We start from the raw sequence: 21088 nt of genomic DNA, 5'->3' as shown, positions 1-21088 counted from the left end.
CCCAGACCCCGTTCCCCCAGGGACATCTCGGTAACGACTACACCGGTGACCTTACTGACGTGGCAACCCCCACCTGCGTTGCGCGCGCCCCGAGCGCCCCAATGTGGCGTTGGGTGCGTCAGACGCACCGAACGCCACATTGGGTGCGTTGAGCGCACCGAACGCCACATTGGGGGCGTGCGGGTGGTGCGGTGGTCACTCGCCGGCGACGGCGCGGGAGCGGACCGCGTGGGCTCGGCGGATGCCGAACGGCTGCATGCGGCCCTCCGCGCGCCGGACGTCCCACACCGCGCCCATCCCGGTGTACGCCGTCAGCGCGGTGCGGAACGCCGTGCGCGCTTCGGCCAGCCGGTCGGCCTCGGCCAGCAGGATCGCCGCGTCCTCCGTCGCCTTCGCCTGCTTGAGCAGCCGGCCGGCCGCGCGGTAGTGCCCGGCGGCGGTGAGCACCGGCTCGGGGTCGCCGGTCACCAGGCCGCGGCAGTGCGCGGCCGCCGCCGCGTGGGCCGGTGGGGCGTCGCCGTCGACGTCGAGCAGGCGCAGCGCCTGATGGGCGCGCTGCGGTTCGCCGAGCCGCACCGCGAGCCGGACCAGGTCCGGGAGCCACTGGTGGCGGGCCGCGGGCGGGTAGTTCTCCTCCAGCAGCGGCAGCAACGCGGCCAGCGCCGCCTCCGGCCGGCCGTCCTGCTCGGCCAGCAACGCGCGGGCCGCGAGCAGGAAGTCGCCGCCGTCGGGCTCGAGGCCCGGTGGCCACTGCCGGCGGTCGGCCGCGTCGAGGTGCGTCCGGGCCTGGTCCCGGTCACCGCGGTGACCGGCGATCAGGGCGCCGACGCCGTGCACCAGCAGTGCCGACCCGGGGCTGCGCAGCACGTACGACGCCGTTTCCGCACCGTCGCGGATCACCGCGTCCAGCTCTTCGAGCGCTTCGGGCCAGCGGCCCAGCCAGTAGTAGTGCACCGCGCCGGCCAGGTGCATCTCGCCCGGCACCGCGCGGGTCGCGGCGATCCGGCGGGCGGCGTCGAGCGGCTCCGCGGCCTCGTCGAGGCTGTCGAGCTTCGGCACGGACAGCGCCGCGTCGTCCAGCGGGTGCAGCCCGGCGGGCGCCAAGGCCGTTTCCTCGCCGAGGCGCTCCAACGTGGCCAGCAGGGACTCGTGCCGCCCGCGCCACATCTCCGGGACGTCGGTGTCGTCGAGGGTCCGCTTCAGCTCGGCGGTCGCCTCGGCGAAGTCGCCGCGGCGGTAGTAGACGTAGGCCAGGATCCAGCGCATCTCGGCCGCGCGCCTGCTGTCGTTCGTCCGCGCCACGACCGACCGCGCCTCGGCCTCGGGCTCCCGGCCGAGCCAGAACAGCAGCCGGGCCAGGGTCGCGGTCAGCGTCTCGCGCGCGTCCGGCGCCAGCGTGCCCTGCGTGACGGCGTGGCGCAGCAGGTCCACGGCGATCCGCGGGGTCTCGGTGGCGACCGTCCCGATGTGGTCGAGCAGCCACGTGGTCACCCACGGGTCGACCTGCGCGGGTGCGGCGGCGAGCTGCTCGGCGACCCGGACGGCGGGCGCCCCCGCCGCCGCGAACGCCTCCGCCAGCTGCCGGTGCAGCGCCACGCGCATCGCCGCCGGCGTCTTTTCGTAGAGCACCCGGCGCACCAGCGGGTGCCGGAACGCCAGCCGGTCGCCCGACTCGACGAGCACCCCGGAGGCGATCGCTTCGTCGACCGCGCCGACCAGCGCCGTCGGCGGCCGTTCGGTGGCGACGGCGATGTCCGACAGCGAGAACTCGCGGCCCAGCATCGCGGCCCAGCGCAGCGTGTCGCGCGTGCCGCTGGAGAGGAAGCTCAGGTACAGCGTGATCCGCGACCCCAGCGGCGCCGGGATGCTCTGGCACGAGTTGCCGTCCAGGTGCGCGTGGACGCCGTCGAGCACGATCATCGACTGCGCCAGCAGCGTCTCGACGATTTCCCTGGTGTAGCGCGGGTTTCCGGCCGCGTAGGACACGAGCAGCTGCAGGCCCGGCCCGGGCGGCGCGCCGACCAGCTCGGTGGCCAGCTCCCGGGCGGCGCCGTCGGTCAGCGGCGGCAGCGCCAGGACGGTCGTGTCATCGTTGTCAAGCTCAGCTCGGAGCTCGTCGAGCGCGGCCGGTCGTGGCACCGGGCGGCAGGCGCCGACGAGCAGCAGCGGCAGCTGCCGCGTCTCCCGGCTCAGGTACCGCCAGACGCGCAGGGTGGTGTCGTCGGCCCAGTGCAGGTCGTCGACCACGAGCACCAGCGGCGCTTCCGCGCACAGCTCGCGGACCAGCGCGAGCAGGCCGTCGACGGGATCTTCGCCCGGCTGCTCGGCGAGCCGGGCGGCCAGGACGGCGCGGTGCCCGGCGGCCCCCTGGTGCACGCCCAGCGCGTCGAGCAACGGCCGCAGGGCGAACCGCTGGTCGAGCGCGTCCGCGGCGGCGAAGGCGGGCTGGAAGTCCGGCACCATGGCGAGCACCTCGGCCAGCAGCGCCGTCCGGCCGCTGCCGGGCTCGCCCTCGAGCCACACCGACCGGCCGATCCCGGCGCCGAGCCCGTCGACGGCTTCGCGGAGCCGCGCCAGCTCGGCTTCCCGGCCGAGGAAGAGGTCGGCGCGCTCGGGCACCGCCGCGACCGGGAGCCGGGCCGGGCGCGCGGGCGGCGCGGGCTTCGATTCCGGGGCGGCCGCGGGCTTTTCCCGCAGCTGGTCGTACAGCCGCCGCAGCGCCGGGCCGGGCTCGGTGCCGGACGCCTCGACGAGCCGGTCGCGGACGTCGGTGTACACGGCGATCGCCTCGGTCCGCCGGTCGGCCCGGACCAGGGCCCGCATCAGCAGCCCGCGCAGCGTTTCGCGGAACGGGTGCTCGCGGGTCAGCGCGGTCAGCTCGGCGACGAGCTCCGCGTGCCCGCCCGACTCCAGGACGACTTCGGCGCGCCGCTCGACCGTCGCGAGCCGCACCTCGGTGAGCCGCGCGCGCTGGGCCGCGGCGAACGGCCCGGGCAGGCCGGACAGCGGGACGCCGTGCCAGAGCCCGAGCGCTTCCTCGAGCGCCTCGCGAGCCCCGCGGAGATCACCGGCCGACTGCTTGCGCTGCGCCTGCTCGCGCAGGGCCTCGAACCGGTGGACGTCGATCGCGCCGGCGTCGAGGCGCAGCGAGTAGCCGGACCCGATCGACGCGAGCAGCTGCGGGCCTTCGCCCTTGGCGCGGCCGGGTTCGAGCGCCCGCCGCAGGCCGGAGACGTAGGTGTAGATGGAGCCCTGCGCGCTCTGCGGCGGCGCTTCACCCCAGACGGCGTCGATCAGCTCCTCGCGCGAGACCGTGCGGTTCGGGTTCACCGCCAGTGCGGCGAGGACCGTCCGCCGGTGCGCGGAGCCGAGGTCGAGCTCCACTTCGCCGTGCCACGCCTTGACCGGGCCGAGCAGCTGGAGTCTCGGTGCGGAGCCGTCCGCAGCCGACATCGGTCTCCCTTCGTGCGCTGACGAAACGTCACGCGCCGGATGCCTGACGTGAGCATACGCGGCCGTCGTGAACCGGCAGGCAAGGATGGCGGACATTCGGGCAACGGCCGGGGGCGGGGGTTCCGCCGGTGCCGCGGTGTTTGCCACCCTCGGGACGCCTCGAGAGGAGTTCCGCATGGCCACAGCCGCGCCGACGGACGAGATGCGGCGCGCCGCCGCCCGCTTCGCGCACACCATCGAAGCGGCCCGCGCCCGGCTCCGCGACGTCAACAGCGAGATGGCGATGGTGCAGGCGTCGTGGCGGGGCGAGTCGGCGGTGCGCTTCGGCCAGGCGATGAGCGACTGGGAGCAGGAGTTCGACGTGATCCTTTCGCGGCTGAACCGCCTGCTCGAGACGACCGGCGGCGGCCCGGTGCCGCGGCAGCGCGTGCCGTGACGCGCCAGGAGCTCGAATTCAGCTTCGCCGGTCTCGTGCTCGACCGGATGGGGTCGATCGCCGGCGAGCTCGGCGAGCTGCTCGCCGAGCTTGAAGCGGACGTGGAGCCGGGGCTGGCCGGCTGGACCGGAGCGGCGCAGGAGGAGTACGCGCGGGCCAAGCGCGAGTGGGCGCGGGCCGCCGAGCGGATGCCGGGGTGCCTGGAGCGGGCGCGGACGGCGTTCGGGGAGCTGGAGACGTCTTCACGCGCGTGAAGACGGAATAGGGAAGGCGTGAAGGCGCGCCCGCCACACTGCGTCCATGAAGCCCGTGGAAGTGACCGTCCTCGCCTCGGACCCGATCACGCACGCCGGCGCCGAGAGCCTGCTGGAGTCCCATCCGGACGTCCGGGTGACCGACCTGGTCCCGGACGTCCTGCTGGTGATGGAGGAGCACGTCACCGAGACCGTGCTGGGCGAGATCCGCGCGGCCAAGGCGTCCCACGTGGTGCTGGTCGTCGAGCACTTCCGCGAGAGCGACCTGATGTCGGTGCTGGAGTGCGGGGTCGTGGCGATCCTGCCGCGGCGCGAAACGGGCGGCGCCGAGCTGGTGACGGCGGTGCTCGCCGCGGGCGACGGCACGGCCAACCTGCCGCCGCGGCTGCAGGGGGCGCTGCTCTCGCAGGTCCAGCGGATGCGCAAGGACGTCCTGGAGCCGAACGGGCTCACGCTGTCCGGGCTCGCCGCGCGCGAGTGCGACGTCCTGCGGCTGGTCGCCGAGGGTTTCGGGACCGAGGAGATCGCGGCGAAGCTGTGCTACTCCGAGCGGACGGTGAAGAACGTCCTCTACGGCCTGATGACCCGCTGCGGCCTCAACAACCGCGCGCACGCCGTCGCCTACGCGCTGCGAGCGGGCGCCATCTGAGCCCTCCCGTCGGCTAGGGTCGCGATCATGGTGCTGACGGCAGTGGAGATCGCGGCCTCCGTCCGGGCCGGAACCCTCGACCCGGTGCGGGTGACCCAGGACGCGCTGGACCGGATCGCCGCGGCGGACGGTGTCGTCGGCGCCTTCCGGCGGGTGCGCGCCGAGGCGGCGCTGAAGGAAGCCGCTGAGGTCGCCGCGCGGCCCGACCTCGCGTCGCTGCCGCTGGCCGGGGTGCCCGTCGCCGTCAAGGACGTCACCGAGATCGAGGGTGAGTTCGCGTCGCACGGTTCGCTGGCGGGCCCGGCTTCGCGGGCCGCGTCGGACGGCCTGGTCGCGGCGCGGCTGCGGGCCGCGGGCGCGGTGCTCGTCGGGCTGACGCGCGTGCCGGAGCTGTGCATCTGGCCGATGAGCGACACCCCGGACGGCATCGCCCGCAACCCGTGGGAGCCGACGTACGCCTCGGGCGGCTCGTCCGGCGGCAGCGCGGCGGCGGTGGCGGCGGGCCTGGTCCCGGTGGCCCACGGCACCGACGGCATGGGCTCGGTCCGGCTGCCCGCCGCGATGTGCGGCCTGGTCGGCCTGAAGCCGGGCGCGGACCTGCTGGCCGAGGGCGGCTGGTTCGGCATGTCGGTGCACGGCCCGCTGGCCACGACGGTCGCCGACACGGCGGTGCTGCTCTCGGTGCTGGCTTCGGATCCCACACTGGCTTCGGTGCCTTCGCCCGCCCCGGCGCGCATCGGGACGTCGACGACGGTCCCGCTGCTGCACACGCCGGTGCCGAAGGAGCTGGTCGCGGCCGTCTCGACCGCGGCGGGCCACCTCTCGGCGGCGGGGCACGCGCTGACGTCGTCGGCCCCGCGCTACCCGGCGACGATGGTCCTGGGCATGACGGCCCGCTGGCTGGCCGGCCCCGCCGCCCAGGCCCGTGAGTTCGACTTCCCGCGGCTGCAGCGGCGGACCCGCGCGCACGTCCGCGCGGGACGGCTGGTCGAGCGCGCGGGCCTGATCCGCGAGCGGACGCGGCAGAACTGGCTCTCGCGCGCGGCTGAGTACTTCGAGGAGCACGACGTCCTGATGACGCCGACGCTGTCGCACTGGCCGGTGAAGGCGGGCCGCTGGCACGAGAAGCGGTGGCTGACGAACGTCCTGCCGTCGACGCGCTTGGCCGGCTTCACCGGCCAGTGGAACTTCGCGGGCTACCCGGCGATCACGGTCCCGGTGGGCCGGTCCGTCGTGTCCGGCCTGCCGACGTCGGTCCAGCTGGTGACCCGCCCCGGCGGCGAGTCCCTCCTGCTGGGCCTGGCCGCCCAGCTGGAAGCGGCCAACCCCTGGCCCCGTACCGCCCGCAAGTAAAGCGCCCCAATGTGGCGTTGGTTGCGTCCAGCGCACCCAATGTGGCGTTCGGTGCGTCAGACGCACCGAACGCCACATTGGGGCGCTTGGGGAAGCGTCAGGAGCCGGGCTTGCTCGCCGTCGGGGAGAGCGGCTTGGCGCCGTTGCCGTTCGCGGGCTTCGTGGCCGGGCCGTTCGAGTTGCCCGGCTTCGCCACGGGCGCGGGCTTGGCGGCCGGGGCCGCCTTCACCGCGGGCTTCGCCGGGATCTGCGGCTGCACCACCGGGACCACCGGCGCGGACGGCGTCGTGGCCGATTCCGGGTCGCCGCCCACCAGCTTGGACGCCTGGGGGATCACCGCTTCTTCCGGCAGGGTCGCCAGCTGGGTCTCGCTGCGGTTGAGGATGTCCTCCGCCATCGCCAGGCTCTTGCGGGCCTGCTCGCGGATCTCCGCCAGCCGCTCGACCTTGCGGTTCGCCACCGTCGTGCGCTGGGCTGCCTGGGTGGTCGCCTCGTCGAGGCGGCGCTTGGCTTCCGCCGTCGCCTCGTCGAGCCGCCGCTTGGCCTCCGCCGTCGCCTCGGCGATGCGGCGCTCGGCCTGGTTCTTGCTCGCCGTGCGCTGGTCGGCGATGTGCTTCTCCAGCGCCGTCTTCTGCGCCGTCTGGGACGCCTCGAACTCGCGCTCGAGCTTCCGCCGCTTCCGCTCCGCCTCGTTGTCGAGCAGCTCCCGCCGCTGGGCCGCCTCGACGGTCAGCCGCTGCACCTCGGCGCGCGTCTCCGCCAGCGCGTTCTCGTGCTCGGAGTGCAGCAGGTCGGCCTGCTTGTCCAGCTCCGCGACCAGCTTCGTGTACCGCTCACGCAGCTTCGTCGACGCCTCGGTCGAGCCCGCCCACGTCTTCTCCGCGGCGGCCTCGGCGCGCTTGACGATCTCGTCCGCGCGGGCCTGCGCGAGCGTGACCGTCCGCTGCATCCGTTCGTCGAGGTCCTCGAGCCGCTCCGGTGGTTTCTTGAGCTCCTCGACGCGCGCTTCCAGCGAAGCGACCTGCTGCCGGGCGGATTCCGCCTCGCGGGTCGCGTTCGCGGCCTGCGCCACGGCGGTGTCGCGCTCGCTGAGCACCCGGCGCAGCTGCGCCTCGACGTGGTCGAGGTACTGCCGGACTTCGTTGCGGTCGAAGCCGTGCCAGGCCTGGGTGTACTCACGACGGAGGGGGAGGAGGCCGTTGAGGGCGGTTGCGGCGGGGTCGCGCTCAGGAACCATGCGCCCGACCGTACCTGGGCACGGACCGCTTACGCCCTTCGGCTTAACAAATCACCAACACGTGTCGCCGTTCCGGCGGCGCGTCGCCGGAACGGCCGCACCCCGGAAACGCTGCGTCACCAGTGAAAGCCGCGGGACAACCGGGCGAGCGCCATCGCCGCTTTGGAAAGGTGTTTCTCGCCACGGCCGATCTTGAGGCCGCCCGAACCGCCCGCTGCGGCCGAGTCCGGGAAGATCCGGAAACCCTGGTACGCGACGGCGTCGGTGAGGCCCGGCGTGAGCGTGTAGGCCAGCCCGATCGCCTGCCCGGCGGGGGTGCCGATGTGCTTGGGCCGCTCGACGAGCGCCTTCAGCACCATGTCCGCGGCCTGTTCCGGCGACTTCGTCGGGAACGCGTCGTAGATCTTCGTCGGGCGGATCATCGGCGTGCGCACCAGCGGCATGTGGATGGTGGTGAACGTGATCCCGTCGCCGTGCGTCTCGGTGGCCGCGATCCGCGAGAAGTAGTCCAGCGCCGCCTTCGACGCCGCGTACGCCGAGAAGCGCGGCGCGATGCCCTGCACGCCGATCGACGACACGTTCACGATGTGCCCGAACTTCCGCTCCGACATGTGCGGCAGCACCGCGAGGATCAGCCGGACCGCGCCGAAGTAGTTGATCGCCATCGCGCGCTCGTAGTCGTGCATCCGGTCATAGGACAGCTTGATCGACCGGCGGATCGACCGGCCGGCGTTGTTGACCAGCATGTCGATCCGGCCGTGCTCGGCCAGCATCGCGTCGACGGCCTTGCGCACCGAATCCTCGTCGGTCAGGTCGGCCGGGTACACCGAAGCGGTGCCGCCGGCGGCGACGATCTCGTCGCGGACCTCTTCGAGTTCGTGCTGGCGCCGGGCGACGAGCAGCGGGACCCCGCCCGCCGCGGCGACCTTCAGCGCGGTCGCGCGCCCGATGCCCGACGACGCGCCGGTGATGATCACGCGGCGGCCGTCCAGCTCGCCGCGCGGGCCGTGCTTGCGCGCGCGGAACGGGTCGAGGTGCTCGCGCCAGTAGCGCCACAGCGTCGGCGCGTACTCCTCCAGCCGGGGGACCTCGACGTTGCCGGCCAGCGCCTTGCGCGTCTCGGCCGAGGAGAACACCGACGGGAACGCCATGGTGTCGAGCAGCACCGGCGGGATGCCGAAGCGCTCCATGACGGCGTCGCGGGCAATGGTGACGCCGGGGATGTGCTCGGTCAGCTTGACCAGCCCGACGATCCGCTTGGAGAGGCCTTCGCCCAGCTGGACGGAGATCGTCGGCGCCCCCGCGGCCCGCGCGAACGCGTTGTAGACGGAGACGACCGGCTGCGGCTCGGGGTTGACCAGGTGGAAGGCGCGGCCGTCGAGCCCGGGCTTGACCACGAGTTCGAGCAGCGCCTTGGCGACGTAGTCGACCGGCACGATGTTGGTGTCGCCGAGGTCGGGGCCGACGATCGGCAGCACGTCCGGCAGCCCGGCGAGCCGGTTGATCGCGGGGAAGAGGTAGTAGGGGCCGTCGATCTTGTCCATCTCGCCGGTCTCGGAGTGCCCGACGACGACCGCGGGCCGGTACACCCGCCACGGCACCTCGGTCTGCTCGCGGACGATCTTCTCGGCCTCGAACTTCGTCCGGTGGTACGGCGTGATCAGCCGCTGCCCGGCGTCGAACATCTCCTCGGTGAAGACGCCTTCGTGGTCACCCGCGACGGCGACCGACGAGACGTGGTGCAGGCAGCCCGCGCGCAGGTCCGCGGCGAGGTCGACGACGCTGCGCGTGCCGTCCACATTGGCCTTGACGCTGGCTTCGTCGTCGGCGGTGAGGTCGTAGAGGGCGGCGAGGTGGACTACGTGGTCGACGTGCCCGCGCAGCTCGTCGCGGTCCGCCTCGGACACCCCGAGCAGCGGTTCACCGAGGTCCCCCGTCACCAGCGTGACGCGGTCGGAGTGCGGCCACTGGTCGACGAGCGCGGCCAGCTTGGCCTTGCTCGACGTGCGGACCAGCAGCGCGACGCGGTCGTCGCCGGGGCGGGAGAGCAGCAGCCGGGTGAACTGGCGCCCGATCAGTCCGGTCGCCCCGGTCACCAAGAACGTCGCCATCGTCTTCACACCTCTCGCTCCACGCCCTGACCCTGGGCATTCTGCTCCATCGAGGGGTTCGTGACCACCGTGGCGGGACGTGAAGTTACTCACCGGTAACTTATTCGGACTCCGCGATGACTATGCGGTTCTCCTCGTAGCCGTCCGAACCGCCGACCCAGCGGCCGCCGCAGGTCGCCAGCACCACGCGGTGCGGGCCGGACTGGCCGAACAGGTCGTCCGCCTGCGCGGGCAGGTCCTCCTTGTGCACGGTGAGCAGCTGGGAGATCCGGTAGCGCCAGGTCTTCCCGGCACTGTCCACGACGGTCACCGCACCGCCGATCCGGGCGGTCCACAGCTCGGCGAACGGCCCGGTCGCGCCCCGCCAGTTGACGTGCCCGGCGAAGACGCTGGCACCACCGGCCGCGTCGAGTTCGGCGCCCCACCAGGTCGCCTGGCCGAGGTTGTCGGGGACGGGCAGTTCGCCGCCGGGGCCGAGGTCCTTGCGCACGAGGGTGGCGGTGCCGCCGGCGGGGAGCCGGACGGTGCCGGGCTGCTGCGGGCCCGGCGTCGACGGCTGACCGGCGGGAGCGGCAGCCGGCGTGCTGGCGGGCGGTGGTGGCGGCGGCGCGGCGGGGGTGGACGGCTGGGTGGCCGTCGGAGCGGCTTTCGGGGCAGCGGCTCCCGCGGCGGGCAGCGCGGTACCGGCGACGACGGCTACCGGCGGCGCGGCGACCACGGAGGAGCCCAGCTGCACGGCGAGGACGGTCGAGGCCCCGAGCGCGAACCCGGCGAGCAACCGGCCGCGACGGGGTTTGGGCGCGGCCGGGCGCCGGTGGTCGCCGGTCGCCGCCCAGCCGGTGCCGGGGTGCCACTCGTCGCCGCCGGCCGCCGAGCTCGCGCCACCGTGCTGCTCGTCCTCGACCGCCGCCCAGCCGACGCCCCGGTGCCACTCGTCGACGAACCAGTCCTCACCCCGCCAGTCCTCGCCGGCGTCGTTCGCCACGCCGCTACCTCCGCGAAGCGCGCCGCGCCGCGAAGGCCGCCAAGCCGGCGCCCACCAGCACCAGCAAGCCGATCCCCGCCAACCCCAGCCCCGAGTAGCTCGTCTCGACCGTCCCGCGCATCATCGCCACCGGGGCGTCACCGGCCGGGATCGCGCGCGGGACCTCGTTCGGCTTGTTCGACACCGTCAGCGCCAGCGTCTCGCCCGGCTTCACCGTGCCGCACGCCGATGGCGGGCTGGCCGGGTCGTAAGCGTTCGTGTAACCCGGCGGCGGGCTCGCCTCCACGACGCAGATCTCCTGCGGTGCCCGGAGGTTCTCGACCACCACGCCGCCCGTCGCACCGTCGGTGGTGACGACCGCGGGCTTGCCGTCGGCGCCGGTGAGCGGCTTGCCGTCGGCGCCGAGCGCCGCCGACTTCTTGTCCGCGCCGGTGATCCGCAGGACCGCGCCGCCGACGCCCTTGCCGGTGTTCGCGTCGGTCTTCGTCACCTGCACCTTGCCGGGCTTCGCCACCTCGACGACGCCCTGCGCGGTCAGCTCCTGCTCGCCGCCGGTCGAGACGACGCGCTGTGCCGCCGTGTCGACCGGCACCCGGACGTAGGGCCGGGCGGCCGGCGCGGACAGCGAGGCCACCAGCTTCGGCCGCTCGCCGGTCGGGGTCAGCTTCACCTGCACGGTGCCGTCGGCGCCCGTCTTGAGCGTGACGTCCTTCGCCGCGGCCTGTGGGCTCGCGTTGCCCGCGGTGTCGCCGGCCGGGGCGCCCAGGGTGCCGCCCGTCGCCGTCAGCTTCACGGCGACGTCCGGGACGCCCTTGCCCTGGGCGTTCTTCACGGTCGCGGTCCACTCGGCCGCTTCGCCGACGTGCTGGTCGCCCTTCGGCGTGGTGACCGAAGCGGTCCACGGCCCGCGGTTGGTCTCGGCGTCCGTCCTCAGCCGCTCGACGGCGCCGGCGGAGTCCTTGCTCATCGCCTTCAGGTAGCCGGGCGCGTCGTAGGCGATCTTGTCCGCGGGCAGCTTCGGGTCGAGGTCGGCCGGGGTGCGCGGCGCCGCCGTCCACGAGTGCAGGAGGTGCGCGAGCGCGGTCGCCTCGTCGGGGTTCTTGGTGCCGCCGTAGCGCAGCAGCAGGTACGAGATGTTCGCCGCTTCGTCCTTGGGCAGCTTCGTGCCCCACTTCGTGAGCAGCTCGTCGCCCGGCTGGTACGGCTCGTCGGTGTCCGGCGCCCGGAGCCGGAAGCTCACGCAGAACACCTGCTGCCCGCCGACGACGTACGACCCCAGCCAGACCGGGCTCGGGCCGTGCTCGCCGCCGACCCGGTGGCCGACGCCCTCCTGGCTCGCGGCCGACGCGGCGGGCGCGCCGGCGGTCGCGGAGAGCGTGCCGAGCAGCGTCGCGGCGAACAGGGCGGTGAGCGCGCGGATGCCCGCGCGCGGGCGTGTCGACCACCTCATGGTGTGCAGGCTCCTTCGTCGGCCGCGTGGCGACGACTCACGCCGTCTCCGCAGGTCACACGATTGATCAACTCCCCGACGCGCGTTCGGTGAACGACCGGGCACGCCAAGTGAGCGTCGCGCCGAGGGGGTCCGGCTGTCTACCGCCCTTCGAGTGGCGGTCGCCGAACGGTCGTGATCTCCATCGCTTACCGTGTCTGCCGTGGCCACGGGCTCGCGGTCGAGTAAAGTCGTCTTTACTCGACGGGAACCGCACGTCCCCGGCGGTCGTTGAACCCGATGCAGCGTCGATCCACAAAGCAGCAGATCCAGGAGGATCAGGTGCGTTCCAGTAGCAACCCGGCGTTCCGCAACCTGCCCCACGGCGGAACCCAGACTTACGGGCAGTACGGGCCCCCGGTGGGCTTCAACCAACCCCAGGGCGGCGTGCCCGGGTACGGCCCCGGCCAGGCCGCCTCCGGCGAAGGCGACCGTCCCATGACGGTGGACGACGTCGTCGTCAAGACCGGCATGAGCCTCGGCGTCGCGCTGCTCGTCGGGATCGTGACCGCGATCTGGGCCCAGAACACGCTGGCCGAGACCGGCCGGCTCTCCGGCGCCCTCGTCGGCGCGATGATCGGCGGCCTGGTCGTCGGGCTCGTCATCTCGCTGGTGATCATTTTCCGACAGAAGCCGAGCGGTCCGCTGACCCTCGTCTACTCCGCCGCCGAAGGCCTGTTCCTCGGCGCGCTGAGCGGTGTCTTCGAGGTCGTCTACAAGGGCATCGCGCTGCAGGCGATCGTCGGCACCGCGGGCGTCTTCATCGGCATGCTGGTGGTCTACAAGACCGGCGCGGTCAAGGTGACGCCGAAGCTGACGAAGTGGATCATCGGCGCGGTCGTCGGTGTCGGCATCCTGATGCTGTTCAACCTGATCACCTCGCTGTTCTTCGGCTTCAACCCGCTGCGCGGCGGCGGCCCGATCGCCATCATCTTCAGCCTCGTCTGCATCGGCATCGCGGCGTTCAGCTTCCTGCTCGACTTCGACCAGGCCGACCGGATGATCCGCGAAGGCATGCCGTCGAAGTGGGCCTGGTACACCGCCTTCGGCCTGATGACGACCCTGGTCTGGCTGTACCTGGAGATCCTGCGGCTGCTGTCGTACCTCCGCGAGTAACCTGGCTCACAGTCTCACAGTGAAGGCGCTCCGTAATCAACGGGGCGCCTTTTCTGTGGGTAATTCATGCATTCGGGGACCCCACTGCGGATCGCGCTCACCCTGCGTGTTTGATGTCCCGGTCAGTCCTTCATTTCACATGTGTGAGGTTCACAGTGAGCGTTCCCCCTCCGGCCCCCGGGGGCCAGCAGCCGGTGGGTCAGCCCAGTCCCTACGGGCCGCCTCCCGGCGGCCAGCCGCAGTACGGCCAGCCCGGCACGCCGCCGCAGGGCCAGCCCGGCCAGTACGGCCCGCCGCCCGGGCAGTTCCCGCCGGGCCAGCAGGGCTTCCCGCCCGCGCCGCCGGTGCCGAAGAAGTCGAAGGCCGGCACGTTCATCAAGTTCGGCATCGTCGGCGTGATCGTGATCGTCGCCGTCGTCGTGGGGATCGTGTCGTTCGCCAACTCGCCGGCCAGCTCCAACGCCGGTGACTGCCTCACGATCACCGAGTTCACCCGGGGCGGGGACGACCCGGCGAAGGCCGACTGCGCCGACCCGAAGGCCAACGTCAAGATCGCCGCCAAGCTCGACAGCGCGTCCGACGAATGCCCCGGCGGCTCCGACGCCGGCTACGACACCTACTCGGTCAGCGGCCGCAGCTCGTACAAGCTGTGCCTGATGATCAACGCCAAGCAGGGCGACTGCCTCGCGAACTTCACGTCGACGACCAAGGGCTACGTGAAGGTCGCCTGCACCGACCCCACCAAGGACGGCGAACTGGTGAAGGTCGTCTCGGGCCAGGCGGACAAGAACCTCTGCGAGGGCACGGAAGCCACGCGCGTGGCCGTCTACCCGCAGCCGGCGACGACGATGTGCGTCAAGACCAACGAATAGCTCTTCCCGCGAAGGCCCCTCACCACGCCGGCGAGGGGCCTTTCGGCGTTCAGGGGCACCCGGATTGCTCCGTTCGTCCCACACTGTGCGACGGGCTGCGACGAGCCGATCACCGGACCTAACGTTGATCGTCCTGCTCCGCCCACCCAAGCCTGGAGTACTGGTGGCGACGACCGAATCCCCAGCCGGTGAAAAGAAGTTCCTCGATTTCCCGACCTCCTGCGCCGCGCCCGTGCCGCGGCCCGAGGAGCCCGTCCGCGTGGTGCCGCTGGCCGTCGCGGGCGTGCTCGCGGTCGGCCTGACCTGGTACGTCTGGGCGAGCTACGGCGCCAAGTTCGGCGTCCTGCTGCTGCTCGGCCTCGGCCTCGGCCTCGCGCTGTTCCACTCGCGGTTCGGCTTCACGTCGGCCTGGCGCCAGCTCATCGCCGTCGGCAACGGGCAGGGCCTGCGGGCCCACACCGTCCTGCTCGGCACCGCCGCGACGCTCATCGCGCTGATCGCGGGCACCGGCAGCGGGCTGTTCGGCAGCAAGCCGGCGCCGACGGCGGGCGCGCTCGGCCTCGCCCTCTTCGTCGGCGCGACGCTCTTCGCGATCGGCATGCAGCTCGGCGGCGCGTGCGCGTCCGGCACGCTGTTCGCGGTCGGGTCCGGCCAGTCGACGATCGTGCTGACCCTCGGCGGCTTCATCGCCGGGTCGGTGCTCTACACCTGGGCGTACCCGGTGCTGTCGGGCTGGCCCGAGTTCAAGGGCGTGCTGCTGGCCGACCACCTCGGCTGGTTCGGGTCCTGGGCGATCACGATCGCCGTGCTCGCCGTGATCGTCTTCGCGACCCGTGCGGTGCAGCGCCGCCGCACCCCGCCGCCGGCCGACGTCGTGCCGACCGCGCGCGGCTTCGCCCGGATCCTGCGCGGCTCGTGGCCGATGCTCGTCGGCGCGGTCGTGCTGGGGGTGCTGGCCGGCGCGGTGTTCCTGGTGTCCGGCGGCATCTGGGGCGTCACCAGCGCGTTTTCGCTGTGGGGCGCGAAGATCCTGCAGGTGTTCGGGCTGCACCCGGAGTCGTGGGAGTTCTGGCAGCAGAAGTCCAACGCGACGTCGCTGGCGAACCCGATCTGGAAGGACAAGAACAGCCTGACCGACATCGGGATCATGATCGGCGCGGCGGTGGCCGCCGCGGCCGCGGGCGCGTGGAAGATCCACAGCTCGATCCCGTGGCGCACGGCGCTGGCGGCGGTCCTCGGCGGGATCCTGATGGGCGTCGGCGCGCGCATGGCGGGTGGCTGCAACATCGGCGCGTACCTCGGCGGCATCTCCACCGGCAGCCTGCACGGCTGGCTGTGGGGCGTCTTCGCCCTCGGCGGCACGTGGATCGGCCTGAAGCTGCGCCCGCTGTTCGGGCTGGCGAACCCGGTGCCGACCGACAGCGTCTGCTGAACACGGCGAAGGCCCCCGCTCCCGAGCGGGGGCCTTCGCCGCGGGGATCAGGAAAGGCGCTCGATGATCAGCGCCATGCCCTGGCCGCCGCCGACGCACATCGTCTCGAGGCCGAACTGCTTGTCGTGGTGCTGCAGCGAGTTGATCAGCGTCGAGGTGATCCGGGCGCCGGTCATGCCGAACGGGTGGCCGACCGCGATCGCGCCGCCGTTGACGTTCAGCCGGTCCAGGTCGATGCCCAGGTCCCGGTACGACGGGATGACCTGCGCCGCGAAGGCCTCGTTGATCTCGACCAGGTCGATGTCGCCGATCGACAGCCCCGCGCGCGACAGCGCCTGCTTGGACGCCTCGACCGGGCCGTAGCCCATGATCTCCGGCGAAAGGCCGGTCACGCCGGTGGACACGATCCGCGCCAGCGGCGTCAGGCCCAGCTCGCGCGCCTTGGTGTCGGACATGATGACCAGCGCCGCGGCGCCGTCGTTGAGCGCGCAGCAGTTGCCGGCGGTGACCCGGCCGTCCGGGCGGAAGACCGGCTTCAGGCCGGAGACGCCCTCGAGCGTGACGCCGGCGCGCGGGCCGTCGTCCTTCGACACGACCGTGCCGTCCGGCAGCGTCACCGGCGTGATGTCCTTGGCCCAGAAGCCGTCCGCGATGGCCTTCTCGGCCAGGTTCTGCGAGCGGACGCCGAACTCGTCCATCTCCTCGCGCGTGACGCCCTTCAGCCGCGCGAGGTTCTCGGCGGTCTGGCCCATCGCGATGTAGACGTCCGGCACCAGGTCGTCGGCGCGCGGGTCGGTCCAGCTGTCCGTGCCCGACTCGGCCGTCGCCGCGGTGCGCTTCTCCGCCTCGGCGAACAGCGGGTTGTGGGTGTCGGGCCAGGAGTCCGAGCTGCCCTTCGAGAACCGCGACACGGTCTCGACGCCGGCCGAGATGAAGACGTCGCCCTCGCCGGCCTTGATCGCGTGGAAGGCCATCCGGGTGGTCTGCAAGCTGGACGAGCAATACCGCGTGATGGTGCAACCCGGCAGGTGGTCGTAGCCCAGCTCGACGGCGACCGCGCGGCCCATGTTGAACCCGGACTCGCCACCGGGCAGGCCGCAGCCGAGCATCAGGTCGTCGATGTCGGCGGGGTCCAGCTGCGGCACCTTGGCCAGCGCGGCCTGGACCATCTGCACGGTCAGGTCGTCGGGCCGCAGGCTGACCAGCGAGCCCTTGTTGGCGCGCCCGATGGGCGAGCGCGCGGCGGAGACGATGACGGCTTCGGGCATGACGGACACATCCTCGTATCGACGGTCACTAAGCGGTTGCTCACATAGTGCCGCGTGGATCGCGGCGCGCAAAGTCGAAGCCGGTGTGAGCTTGCCGGGGCCTACCGGATCCGGAACCGGTCTCGAGCCTGCACTTCGAGGTCAGTCGCGTGCCAGCGACACGGCGGCGTTGTCTCGGAATATTTGCGAGCGTTTTTGGTAGACTTCGTGCCAGTCGGGCAGGGAGTGTGAGATTCGATGAGTGAAGCCGCCGCGGTAGCGCGCATGGTGCGCTTGACGCGTGAGGCCCGGCGCTGGACACAGCTCGATCTAGCTGATGCCGCTGGCGTCTCACAGGGTTTCGTATCGAAAGTAGAGAAGGGGCTCCTACCGCTCACAACGGAGTACCTCGACGCAGTTGCGGAGGCCCTTGCAGTCCCGACGAACCTGCTCCGCGCAACCGGTCCGATCGGTGGCGTCGAGGTCACCTGCTTGCACCACCGTCGACGCTCCAGCGCGATGTCGGTTGCGACCATGCGTGCAGTCGAAGGGCTTACTCAGCTCACTCGCCTGTCCGTGGATAGCCTGTCCGCAGGCGTGGATGATTCGTCGCCCAAATCCCGCGTGCTGGGCCGAATGCCATTGACCGAGTATGGCAACCCCGCAGCGGTTGCGGCTGCTATCAGGTGTGCGTGGGAGATACCTGCTGGTCCCGTCGACGACCTGGTAAAGCTGCTCGAATCCGCGGGAGTCCGGGTGATGCGCCGTGATCTGGGGACGGCCGCGCAGGATGCTGTGAGTACCTGGCTCCCGGGGCAGCGACCGCTGATCCTGCTCAACCGTGACCTGCCACCCGACCGTGAGCGCTTCACGTTGGCGCACGAGGTCGGTCACCTTTTGATGCATGAGCTGCCGACCGACGACCAAGAGAAGGAAGCCAACCGGTTCGCGGGCGAGTTTCTCGCCCCGGCGGATGCCCTCGAGCCGCTGTTGCGCGGGTTGACCGTCCGCCAGTTCACGAAACTCGCAGAACTCAAGATGACCTGGAAGGTCTCCATGGCGATGCTCATCCAGCGTGCGGCCGATCTCGAATGCATCTCCGCGAGCCAGTTCAAGTCCTTCCGCATCCGGCTGAACCAATACGGCTGGAGCCAGCGCGAACCGGGAGACCTTCCGGCTGAGACTCCACGTCATGTCGCCGGCCTGATCTCGGCCCAGCTGGACCGGCATGGGCAGGACATCGACGCCGTTGCGGGGGTTGCCTTGATGCTGCCGGAGCCATTCAGGCGTCACTACATGCCCCTGGTGGTGGACGAATCCACCCCTGTGGTGGTGCGATCATGAATCGGACAACTTCCGACCCGAGGGGGTCAGCGTGGCCAATCCGATAACGGCGATAACAACGCGGAGCGCGCCGTACAGTCGCCTGAAGACGGCATTGGCCGATGTGCTCCTTGTTCAGGCTGACGCGTCCGGGGCGCACACGGAAGTCGCGATCGAGCGCTCCGACCGGTTGGGTGGCGGCATCGTCCTCACCGGCGCCAAGGCGCTACAGAAGGCCGAGCACCTCGTCCGGGAGAAGAAGTATGAGCGCCCCATCCTGATCGACCGCGCCCGATACGCCGGTAAGAACCGGGCTTTGGCCTCGCATGCGTTCGACTCGGACTGGGTTGCGCGGCAGCGTGCGCTGGGTCTGCCTGCCCTCATGCCGGATGCGGGGTATATCGGCGAGCGTGACTACCCCGGACTGCGAGATGTGCTTGAGCGGACCGCTGACCTCGGCTCCGACGTCGTTGCACTGCTGCCCCTCCATGTGAGCTGGCTGAAACAGGAAAATCTGCGGCAGCTCGTCGATGCCGTGACCGATGTCGGCGTCCCGATCGCGGTAGCGCTCGAGCACAAAGATGACCCATTGAGTGCGCAGTACGCGGTCTACGGGCTCGTCGCGCTGCTGCAAACGCCGGTTCCCGTGCTTCTCCTTCGTTGCGACACGTCGTCCATCGGTGCCTTGGCCTACGGTGCGCTCGCCGCCGCGGTCGGCACACACTCGGCCTTGCGCCACATTTATCCCGTCGTGGAGGGCGGTGGTGGGGGTGGGCGGAATCCCAAGCCGGCCGCCGTTGTTCAGCGACTGCTGTCCTACGTGCACCTGGACAAGATCGACCTCACTGCGGCGATGGATCCGGACCACCCGGACTGGCACTGCTCGTGCGACGTGTGCAACGGCCAGTCACTCATGGAGCTCAACTCGGCGCCGAACCCTGAGCAAATCGCGTTCCTACACTCCATCGAGATCCTCTTCCGCATCCGGACCGGTATTTTGCTGGCCGGTGGTCTCGCACAGCGACGTGCGGCCTGGACTGCGCAGTGTTCGTCAGCGCAGTTCAACCACATGGACATCGACAACACGGTTTCGGCGTGGGAGATCCCTGACTACCTCAACAACTGGGTGAAGCGCGGAAACGACACCGGTGGCCTCAGCGCGCCGGCGATCCCTCAAGGAGCCCGTCCTTGATGAGGCGTGCGTAGACGACTTCATTGGTCCACTTGGTGACAGTCGTGGGACGTGCAGTCGGTACTGGACCGGTCCGGCCACGGTGGTTGACGGTGACGCCCGATGAACTTGCGAGCACCACCCAAACCCCATACCGCTCCGCCAACTCGATACAGCTTGCTGGCGGGGGCGTGTCCCGGGGCAGGACTAGCACTGTGGAGCCAAACGCGCCGAACCCGCTCACAGTGCTCAAGGCGGGTTGCCACCGAGAGCTTGACGTCACGACGGCTGCCACTGACACAGCGGACGGTGGTGCTTTGACCTCGGGCCACTCCCACATCGCGACCGAGGTACGGTCGATGACCGGCTGAAAACCTGCTTCCCGCCGATGTTCGTGCGCCTGCTCGTCGACGTGCGCGATGATCGAGACTCGCCTCCCGAACAGGGTGATGTCGTCAACCAGGGCGCCGGTCAAATCAAGTGCCTCAGCGGCGAGCATTGCTGGACTGTGGCGCACGCAGTCGCTGGAGATGAGCAAGCCGCCGCGTCGCTCAGTGGACATCGGTCGGGCCTTCTTCCGGGAGTGCTGCTGACTGTTTCGACCGCGGCGGTCGGCTCCGCAGCCTAGACGTGTCACTCGATCGGGCACCAGCGTGAGGTTTGTCATCGTTCTGTGAGTAGCGCTCGCGAACGAGCCATTCAGTCACAATGGTTAGTTCGCCGCTCGTCTCGTCGCGCATCTCGAAGTACACCGAGTCACCCGCGGACAGTCCGAGCGCTCGCAACAGCTTGACGGGAATGGCAACTTGGTTGACCTGTGAGATCTTTCGAGGCCCCGTCAACTTGCTCATATTTGTAATACTACAAAAATTACAAATCTGAGTCCAGAGGATGACCTTTGTCGAGCTGGTGGCTGACCAGTTGGAGTTGGAACCGTGCTGACTGGCGGAGGCGTCGCCTTGCCGGGGCCTACCGGATCCGGAACCGGTCCCGGTACTCGCCCGGCGTCGTGGTCAACCGGCGGCGGAACGACCGGGTCAGCGTCGACACCGTGCCGAAACCGCAGGTCGTGGCGACGCGGGAGAGCGTGTCGTCCGTGGTTTCCAGCCGTTGGCGGGCCGCCTCGACCCGGGCGTGCTCGACGTACGCCGCCGGTGTCATGCCCAGCTCCGCCTTGAACACGCGCGTGAGCTGCCGGTCGGTGAGGTGGGTGTGCGCGGCCAGGTCGGCGACGGTCAGCGGTTCGGCGAGGTGGGTGGCGATGTGGTGGCGCAGCTCCTCGACCCGCCGGGTCGCGGACGCCGGTTCGAGGGACACGCTGAACTGGCTCTGCCCGCCGGGGCGCCGGAGGAACATGACGAGCTGGCGGGCGACGCGGGAGGCCGCCTCCGGGCCGAAGTCGTCCTCCACCAGCGCCAGCGAGAGGTCGAGGCAGGCGGTCAGGCCGGCCCCGGTCCACACTTCGCCGTCGCGGATGAAGATCGGGTCGGCGTCGACGGCGACCCCCGGGTGTTCCTCGGCGAGCTGCCGGGCGGTGGACCAGTGCGTGGTGGCGCGCTTGCCGTCGAGCAGCCCGGCCGCCGCGAGCACGTGCGCCCCGACGCAGACGGACGCCACCCGCCGCGCGCGCCCGGCCAGCCCGCGGACCGCCTCGACCACGGCCGGGTCGCACTCGGCGACGATCTCCCGGTGTTCCCCGACGGTGACCGCCCCCGGCACGACCAGGGTGTCGATCGCCCGGCCGGCCAGCTCCCCGAAGGTGGTGTCCGGCAGCACGCGCACGCCGGCGGACGTGGTGACCGGGCCCGCCGCCCCGGCCGCGAGGACGACCCGGTAGCCGGACGGCCGGTCCAGTTCCCGGTGCAGCAGCGAGAAAACCTCGGCGGGGCCGGTCACGTCGAGCAGGTCGGCCCCGTCGAAGAGGACCACGACGATCAGCCGTTCCACGGTTGCTCCGCTC

Annotated in this window: 17 protein-coding genes; 9 read left to right on the top strand and 8 right to left on the bottom strand. The window is 71.4% G+C overall.

Annotation, left to right across the window (positions count from 1 at the left end; translation table 11 throughout):
* Positions 1-195: 195 nt before the first annotated feature.
* Positions 196-3453, bottom strand: a complete 3258-nt coding sequence (locus AB5J73_RS05585; protein WP_370968633.1) for a BTAD domain-containing putative transcriptional regulator — start codon at positions 3451-3453, stop codon at positions 196-198.
* Positions 3454-3628: 175 nt separating this feature from the next.
* Between AB5J73_RS05585 and AB5J73_RS05580 the strand changes: the two genes are divergently transcribed.
* Genes AB5J73_RS05580 through AB5J73_RS05565 form a run of 4 tightly spaced genes read left to right on the top strand, consistent with a single transcriptional unit; the run spans position 3629 to position 6145 of the window.
* Positions 3629-3889 carry a WXG100 family type VII secretion target gene (locus AB5J73_RS05580; protein ID WP_370968632.1) on the top strand — a complete coding sequence of 87 codons (261 nt, stop codon included), beginning with the start codon at positions 3629-3631 and terminating at the stop codon, positions 3887-3889.
* Entirely contained in the window at positions 3886-4143 is a 258-nt protein-coding gene (locus tag AB5J73_RS05575; RefSeq protein WP_370968631.1) for a WXG100 family type VII secretion target, read from the top strand. Before AB5J73_RS05580 ends, AB5J73_RS05575 begins: the two co-directional genes overlap by 4 nt.
* 46 nt (positions 4144-4189) lie before the next feature.
* On the top strand, positions 4190-4792 hold the full coding sequence (locus AB5J73_RS05570) for a LuxR C-terminal-related transcriptional regulator (protein WP_370968630.1): 603 nt from the start codon (positions 4190-4192) through the stop codon (positions 4790-4792).
* 27 nt (positions 4793-4819) lie between these two features.
* Positions 4820-6145: an amidase gene (locus tag AB5J73_RS05565; RefSeq protein WP_370968629.1), complete on the top strand. Its 1326-nt coding sequence runs from the start codon at positions 4820-4822 to the stop codon at positions 6143-6145.
* A gap of 97 nt (positions 6146-6242) precedes the next feature.
* On the opposite strand, the gene AB5J73_RS05560 is transcribed toward AB5J73_RS05565, so the two are convergent.
* The 4 genes from AB5J73_RS05560 to AB5J73_RS05545 form a co-directional block, all read right to left on the bottom strand.
* Positions 6243-7382: a cell division protein DivIVA gene (locus AB5J73_RS05560; protein WP_370968628.1), complete on the bottom strand. Its 1140-nt coding sequence runs from the start codon at positions 7380-7382 to the stop codon at positions 6243-6245.
* Between the two features lie 116 nt (positions 7383-7498).
* Positions 7499-9493 (bottom strand): SDR family oxidoreductase, encoded by a 1995-nt coding sequence (locus tag AB5J73_RS05555; RefSeq protein ID WP_370968627.1) that lies wholly within the window; start codon positions 9491-9493, stop codon positions 7499-7501.
* 100 nt (positions 9494-9593) lie between these two features.
* Positions 9594-10478, bottom strand: coding sequence for a class F sortase (locus AB5J73_RS05550; RefSeq protein WP_370968626.1), 885 nt, complete (start codon positions 10476-10478; stop codon positions 9594-9596).
* 4 nt (positions 10479-10482) lie between these two features.
* On the bottom strand, positions 10483-11928 hold the full coding sequence (locus AB5J73_RS05545) for a collagen binding domain-containing protein (RefSeq protein WP_370968625.1): 1446 nt from the start codon (positions 11926-11928) through the stop codon (positions 10483-10485).
* A 321-nt stretch (positions 11929-12249) separates the two neighbouring features.
* Here AB5J73_RS05545 and AB5J73_RS05540 point away from each other — a divergent pair, with 321 nt between their 5' ends.
* The 3 genes from AB5J73_RS05540 to AB5J73_RS05530 all read left to right on the top strand — a co-directional run bounded on the left by AB5J73_RS05540 (position 12250) and on the right by AB5J73_RS05530 (position 15387).
* Positions 12250-13083, top strand: a complete 834-nt coding sequence (locus tag AB5J73_RS05540) for a Bax inhibitor-1/YccA family protein (protein ID WP_370968624.1) — start codon at positions 12250-12252, stop codon at positions 13081-13083.
* A 194-nt stretch (positions 13084-13277) separates the two neighbouring features.
* A complete protein-coding gene (locus tag AB5J73_RS05535) occupies positions 13278-13955 on the top strand; it encodes a hypothetical protein (protein ID WP_370968623.1) in 678 nt (225 codons plus the stop codon).
* 163 nt (positions 13956-14118) lie between these two features.
* A complete protein-coding gene (locus AB5J73_RS05530) occupies positions 14119-15387 on the top strand; it encodes a YeeE/YedE family protein (RefSeq protein ID WP_370968622.1) in 1269 nt (422 codons plus the stop codon).
* 47 nt (positions 15388-15434) lie between these two features.
* Here the strand turns inward: AB5J73_RS05530 and AB5J73_RS05525 are convergent, their stop codons facing one another.
* The gene (locus AB5J73_RS05525; protein ID WP_370968621.1) at positions 15435-16655 is read right to left on the bottom strand and encodes an acetyl-CoA C-acetyltransferase; all 1221 of its coding nucleotides are present in this window, start codon (positions 16653-16655) and stop codon (positions 15435-15437) included.
* 237 nt (positions 16656-16892) lie between these two features.
* On the opposite strand from AB5J73_RS05525, the gene AB5J73_RS05520 reads away from it, so the two are divergent.
* Positions 16893-17978: a helix-turn-helix domain-containing protein gene (locus tag AB5J73_RS05520; protein WP_370968620.1), complete on the top strand. Its 1086-nt coding sequence runs from the start codon at positions 16893-16895 to the stop codon at positions 17976-17978.
* A gap of 31 nt (positions 17979-18009) precedes the next feature.
* Positions 18010-19149 (top strand): hypothetical protein, encoded by a 1140-nt coding sequence (locus AB5J73_RS05515; protein WP_370968619.1) that lies wholly within the window; start codon positions 18010-18012, stop codon positions 19147-19149.
* Here the strand turns inward: AB5J73_RS05515 and AB5J73_RS05510 are convergent.
* Together AB5J73_RS05510 and AB5J73_RS05505 are read right to left on the bottom strand one after the other, a co-directional pair.
* A complete protein-coding gene (locus AB5J73_RS05510; protein ID WP_370968618.1) occupies positions 19112-19627 on the bottom strand; it encodes a hypothetical protein in 516 nt (171 codons plus the stop codon). The genes AB5J73_RS05515 and AB5J73_RS05510 overlap by 38 nt on opposite strands.
* 470 nt (positions 19628-20097) lie before the next feature.
* Positions 20098-21075, bottom strand: a complete 978-nt coding sequence (locus AB5J73_RS05505) for a GlxA family transcriptional regulator (RefSeq protein ID WP_370968617.1) — start codon at positions 21073-21075, stop codon at positions 20098-20100.
* Positions 21076-21088: the final 13 nt, after the last annotated feature.

Source organism: Amycolatopsis sp. cg9 (genome assembly GCF_041346945.1).
Taxonomy (GTDB): domain Bacteria; phylum Actinomycetota; class Actinomycetes; order Mycobacteriales; family Pseudonocardiaceae; genus Amycolatopsis.
Note: the sequence above shows the minus strand (reverse complement) of the source record. Positions and strands in the feature narration are given on the sequence as shown.